Origin of the sequence: Methanoculleus sp. SDB, from assembly GCA_001412355.1 — an archaeon.
Classification (GTDB): Archaea; Halobacteriota; Methanomicrobia; order Methanomicrobiales; family Methanomicrobiaceae; genus LKUD01.
Map to the genome: position 1 here is coordinate 1 of LKUD01000062.1, position 6,220 is coordinate 6,220.

Sequence of the window (6,220 nt, forward strand, 5' to 3'; positions counted from 1 at the left end):
TCATAGGAATAGGTCAGATCCTGAAGCCCGGCGGTCTGAATTGTATTGAGGCGCCGGCTCAGCGAATCGTAGGTGTAGGTCGTGGAGACGCCGTTGCCAAACCATTTCAGGACAATCTTTCCATCCTCGTTGTAGTTCACGTTTGAGATCAGGCTTCCCATGGATTCCAGCATTCCACCTAGATTATATGTGGAAGGAACAAGCTCCGAATCAGGATATGCCATGGAATTCGGCCGGTCCATGGAATCATAGGTCCACTCAGTTATCCAAGTCAGACCATCCATTTCCCGTTCTTCACGTATTGTCCGCAGCCGCTGATCGTAGGTATAGAGGGTCATTCCGACACCATCACTTACTTCTGACAGTGTGCCTACGGTTTCCCGATCGTATACAAATGTGGTATCTGCGTCATTAGGGTAATTGACTACAACCGGGCGGTTGAGTGAGTCATAGGTATAGATCGTCGTTACACCCCGTGCATCTGTCCGAGTGAACAGATTGCCGACTGCATCATAGGTATAAGTCCAGATACCACGGTCGGGATCATCTTCCCACGTCTTCCGGCCGAGAGTATCATACTCGTATGCGAATTCGTTTCCTTCCGTGTCCGTGATGGTGATCAGCTCGTCCCTCGCGTTGTAACTGTAGATTGTGGAATACGTCTCCGCATCGTTGTGCTCGTCCACTTGTACGATCCGGTCGTAAGCATCCGAATAGTAGCGATGGGAGTGACCGTTTTCATCGGTTTCGGTTCTGACCCGGTGATCGTACTCTGTTGTCCGAGAGGTACCGTCCGCCTTCTCGGTTTTGATGACACGGCCGAGCGGATCGAACGTTGAGGTCACGCCGGCCACACTTCCTGGTGCGACATACCCGGTGCTGGATGATTCGAAGTACGGGTACGACTCCTTCTCCAGCTGCCCAAGCTCGTCGTAGAACTTCACCGTTACTATCTGCTGCACCGTATTCTCGGATTCCGCCCGGGTTTGGATCTCCTGGCCGAATCCATCATAAAATGTGGTGGAATCAAGCGTCCCGGCAGCTCCGGCAGTCTCCCGGAGCGAGGTAGTGACACTCTCGGGGGCGACGCCGTCCACCATATACTGGTATGCGAGGGTCGGGTATCCGCTGCTGTCATATGGCCTGATAGTATTCACCAGACGGCCGAATACGTCATACTCGTACCTCATTAGGTAGCCATTCGGATCGGTGCTTGAGAGAAGGTTACCGGTGCCGAGGTCAAAGACATAGCTCGTTGTCTGGCCGAGTGGGTTGGTCTGCGAGTCCGGGAAAGTATAGGTGGGGTCGCCGGTGCCGTAAGAGTAGATGATGGTGTTTTCGTTGGGGTCGGTCTTTGTCACCAGATTGCCGTAGCCGTCATAGGCATATGACGTTACCGGGTTTGTCCCGGAGTCCAGCCATTCCACGGTTCGCGTAAGGTCACCCTTCACGGGTGGATCATCAAGACAACCATGGTCGTCGTAGTAGTACCAGGCTTCTGCGACTTTCGTGGTATCGTCAGCATCCCGGAGTTCGGTATGCTTCGCCCTGTCTACAATCCAGTCCGCGATATTATATGTGTACTCCTGGTAGGAGTATTTCTCGTCACCTGTTACAGTGGTCTCACCAAATGATGAGGTTGTCACCGGATTGCCATAGGCATCATAGGTATACGTCGTCAGTGTCACTTTCGGATTTGAAAGGATGCCGTCGTACAGGAAGTTCCGGGTCTCGTCAAGATGGATTACGTAGACATCATCCGATTCTGTAAATGACCAGTCGCTCTCGCTGGCCGAATAGGGGTTCCCGGAACTGTCATCCTTCTCGGTCATGTACTCCCTGCCTTTCAGGGCGTCGTCCTGGTGGAATGAATGTGTGAGAATGTTGCCGAGGGGATCGGTTTCTGTAACCGTGGCAAAGCCCCGGAACTCTTGGTCTTCGAAGTCAAAGAAACCCCCGGAGTATTCATATCCGGTGGTTGCAGAAATGGCCTGTGAACCGGTCATCCCATTTTCGCTTGTTATAGAATCAGCGCATTGCATCACGAAGCCGATATCCATGTCAGGCATGGTGGTCGTCGGTTGATAGTTGATGGATGTGGTCCCCCCTATCCCATTGTGAATAGTTATCAAACGATAACATGAACCAGACCCGGAGTGGATCCATGCCTGAGACATGTGGATAATATCTAACAGACCATCGCCGTTAGTGTCGAATGGAACAGCACGGGTCCAGGATCGGCCATCATCAAGTTTGGCGTAGAGGAACGGGAAATCAGGGTTATATCCTGCGTAATTTCCGGTAAAACCCCGTCCCGTATTAAGGTATGCGGCAGTTTTAAACACCTCATGGGGATAGGGTTCATCAGGATCGTAGCACATATACGACCTGATGAGATCGGGGAGGTTGTCTCCGTTAACATCAATGAATCTAAAGCCTTCTTTGGATTGGACTGAGATCCTTGGATCCCAACTGGTCTGGAGCTGCCAGCCGCTGCCGGTGTTGATATAACCGCCATATGTTGGTCGGAGAATGTCAGGTAATCCATCACCGTTGAGGTCAACAATAGAGGAACGTTCCCAGAACCGTCCGTCATCACGTTTATCGTAACAGAATTCCACTGGGGGCAGCCACGTGGCATCATTCACCCACCCAGAACCGGTGTTGATCCAGGCATTCTTGACGGTTTTATCATCCCCGTCATCGGGATCAAGGTAAATAAGCGACTGTAAGACGTCAGGATACCCGTCGTTGTTGACGTCTGCAACACGGAAACCCTGTTTTCCCTGGAAGGTGAATGGAGTGATCCAGCTGTCGTCCCTGGTCCAGCCGTTCCCGTTATTAATGTAAGCATACGAAGACCAGACTAAATCGGGATACCCGTCGTTGTTAACGTCAAGCAGCTGTGCACGGTCCCAGAACCTGCCATCATCGCGTTTGTCGTACACGAAGGGGACAGGCGGCGCCCAGGTCCCATCAATAATCCAACCGCTGCCGGTATTTATCCAGGAATAATTGACGAAATATTCGTAGGGATACGGTTTTGTCGTGTCATAATACATATATCCCTGCAAGATATCCTGGTATCCATCCTTGTTCACATCGGCAACAACGTACCCGTGAGTCCCTCCAAGGTACGTCGGGGATGTCCAGCTATCATCCCGGGTCCATCCCTCCTCACAGGTTTCATACTCGAATGTGGTAGGAGGATATGCGGTAATCCCATCCGACCCGAACTTCTGAATCTGGGTGAGGAACGAGAGGGTATTGGGGAATGAGGTATTGTAGGTGAAGGCATATTTGGAAACAAGTGACCCATCGACACGTATCCGGATCTCCTTCAATCTGCGGGAGATCTGGAGGCGGTTTCCCTGATCAACAATAATGACCCGGTCTGATCGATCGGTTCCTTCCAAGATGAAATCGATCTGCCTGGACAGGTCGTTGTTGTAGGAAATTCCGGAGATGTAGGTTGCCCCGATGTCGTTTGATGCAGGATTCTCTGAATAGGTATAATAGATGTGGTTTCCGTGGGTATCCGTCACGGTGTCCAGGTACCATCGCCATATGTAATTCCGTGATGAACACTTTGCTTCGGCATCAGCGGTATACCCAAAACGATATGTGGTACCGTCTTTCACAGTTACTATCCAGTAATCGCCATTTTCGTTTTGAGTGCTTCCGGTCTCGAGAAGAATCCTGAAGTAAGCTTCTTCTTTCGTGTGATACTGATCTTCAACGCTGTTGTATACCAGTTCGTACGACTGTCCGTTCATAACGAGATGGAATATATCGTCGGAGAGATCATCGGCGGTATGGTTTACATCCCTCATGACGTAGCTCTGAGTGAGAGCCCAACCGGCACCGACCATACTTGTCCGGTCCTTTGCGTTATTGCTGGAATACCTCAATGCAAGTTGTGGAGCAAGCTGATTGGTCCCGGTTGGAACCTCAATGGGGTACGAATATGTCGCACTCCCGGTAAAGAGGGCCGTCTGGTACGCCCCCATCTCCTTTACAGGCGCCGCCTTTGGATCGAGAAGGTCCTGGTGACACGGATCGAAGGGTGTCTCGGTGGTGGGTGGAGCGGCGGAGACGATCGTAAAAAGAAAACCGAAACAAAATAAACATAAAAATAATTTATTATTAAAGTTAAGCATTTTTACCCCCCTTTTGCTCGTTTTTATCCGTGTTATAGAAATTTTCTATCCACTTCATCTTGGCAGCTTGTCCCTTTTCGTGAGCTTCCATCCAATCCCCACAACCAAAGATAGTCTTAAATGATTCCTCAAGGGTAATATCAAACCCTTCACCTAAAATCGCAGATGCAACAATTATATCTTTAAATGAGGCTTCCTTAAACACTGGATCGTTTATTAGTCCCAATTCAACCAACGTGTTATAACCTATTCCCACTCCTGCTGATGCCAAGAACATTGGATTGAATATCATGTGCGAAATATCCCTGGTTTGATGAAAACCTCTCACTTTTTCTGCATCGTTTTCATTAATCGCAAGTGCTGCAGGAATAAGAATCGCATCGGCGCCAATGTCTGTAACGGTTCTTACAGTGTTGTATGCAGCGAAGTATACATTCCCTGATAGTCCTGAAATAGCAACTGTAGTAGCCCCAATTGTAGCCCTTTTTACTGAGTCGACTACATGATTATATAATAAATCAAATCCATGTCCACTCGGATCTATATACTTGACCGGATTATTCAGCACATACGCATACTCGTTCAAATTCTGCGGGTTGTAAACATCCTGGATCACCGTATCCGCCTGCGTGAACCGGGCCAGCTCCGGGTCGTAGTAACGGGCATCGTAATAATACAGCTCTGATTCCGCATCGAACTCCTGGTCAGTAAAGAGGTAGGTACTCCCCGAACCGGTGTGCTCATTCACCGCCCCATAGGGCAGGTATGAGACCTTCTCGCTCAGACCCCCGGTATCATTGGTGACGACACTGGTGCTGCCCAGATGATCACCATGGTAATAGAAAGTCCGGCCATCGGGATTTCCCCGGGCGATTCGCTCATTGTTCGCAAAATAGTACTTGGTATTTTCAGTAGTGACGCCGTCCGTGCGGGTTTCATAATGTGAGCCGATGTAATAGGTGGTCACGCCACCTTCGACTTTCTTCACCCGCTGACCCCTCGCATCATAGTAATATTCCGCGATGACCAGTGAATCGGAAGCATTGACAATTTGTTCAAGCTGGTTTGCATCGTTATACTCAAAAACGAAGCCGTTTCCTTCGATTATATTCCCGTTTGCATCGTAGGTATATTGATCAATCACCGTACCAGCCGAAACGGGCTGTATAGCGACCATTAAGATGAGAAAAATCATAATAATAACTGCGCATTTTTTCTGTGACATTGAACACCCCCTCCAAATCGATGCAGTCGAATATGAAAATTTTTTCACGAATAGGGCAAGCTGATTGCATCAATCATACAAAAATGAATTTATGCACAATTATATTAATCAATGCAATATATCTTTGATAATCACTAAGGATAAAATATTTAAATTATTGTGATTCTCAAAAAAAATGACCTTAAAAGCCCGCTGAACGACATGACATGACTTTACCGGTCATAATCCATCGCCGGGAACGGCTGGATAGCCCCAGTGAGCATGGTCGTAAGGTGCCGGAATCACAACGATGGTCGTAGCACGGGTAATAATGGGATGAGCGTGAATGCTGCAGTCACGGTCGGAAACAAACACAGGAGACTGGGGAGCAGGATCCGCCTTCCCCGCCATATTTTATTACGACGTTCGGCGTCGAGCACGCGGCAAGACCACTAAATGTACGGCGTGACTTCGCCCTTGTCGCCACCGTTCAGCCAGATCACGATACCGGCAGGGTGTCGAGATCACTGAAGGCGAGCTTTTTTTCATCGGTCAATCCCAGGGATGAGACTTCCGGGTGGCAGAAAATCCCATGCAACAGCATCAACCGACATTTCACTTTCTTTGAAAAAAAAGATGCATTTTCTCGCCTCCCTTTTTGTCCCCCACTCCCAGAAGAGGGCCCGCACATCCCCGAACCCGATGAAACCATTGCCATCGAAATCGAAACACTCGATCGGTTCGTTGGCCGGCACTCAGACATCGTAATATTCGAAGAACAAACGGATATCGCCGAAACTGAAGACGCCATCGCCGTTCACATCCTCGTAGAGGCCGTCGTGATCGAGGTCCTGCG

Annotated in this window: 2 protein-coding genes and 1 pseudogene; all 3 read right to left on the bottom strand. The window is 49.3% G+C overall.

Translation table 11 applies throughout. The features are described from left to right. Positions 1-4,010: pseudogene (locus APR53_00235) on the bottom strand. A 142-nt stretch (positions 4,011-4,152) separates the two neighbouring features. Beyond that, entirely contained in the window at positions 4,153-5,385 is a 1,233-nt protein-coding gene (locus APR53_00240) for a hypothetical protein (protein KQC04046.1), read from the bottom strand. A gap of 524 nt (positions 5,386-5,909) precedes the next feature. Beyond that, the gene (locus APR53_00245) at positions 5,910-6,119 is read right to left on the bottom strand and encodes a hypothetical protein (protein KQC04047.1); all 210 of its coding nucleotides are present in this window, start codon (positions 6,117-6,119) and stop codon (positions 5,910-5,912) included. Positions 6,120-6,220 lie beyond the last annotated feature (101 nt).

Bases quoted from the DNA above. Each gene is read 5' to 3' on its own strand.
- APR53_00240 (KQC04046.1), bottom strand. From the start codon at position 5,385: ATGTCACAGAAAAAATGCGCAGTTATTATTATGATTTTTCTCATCTTA.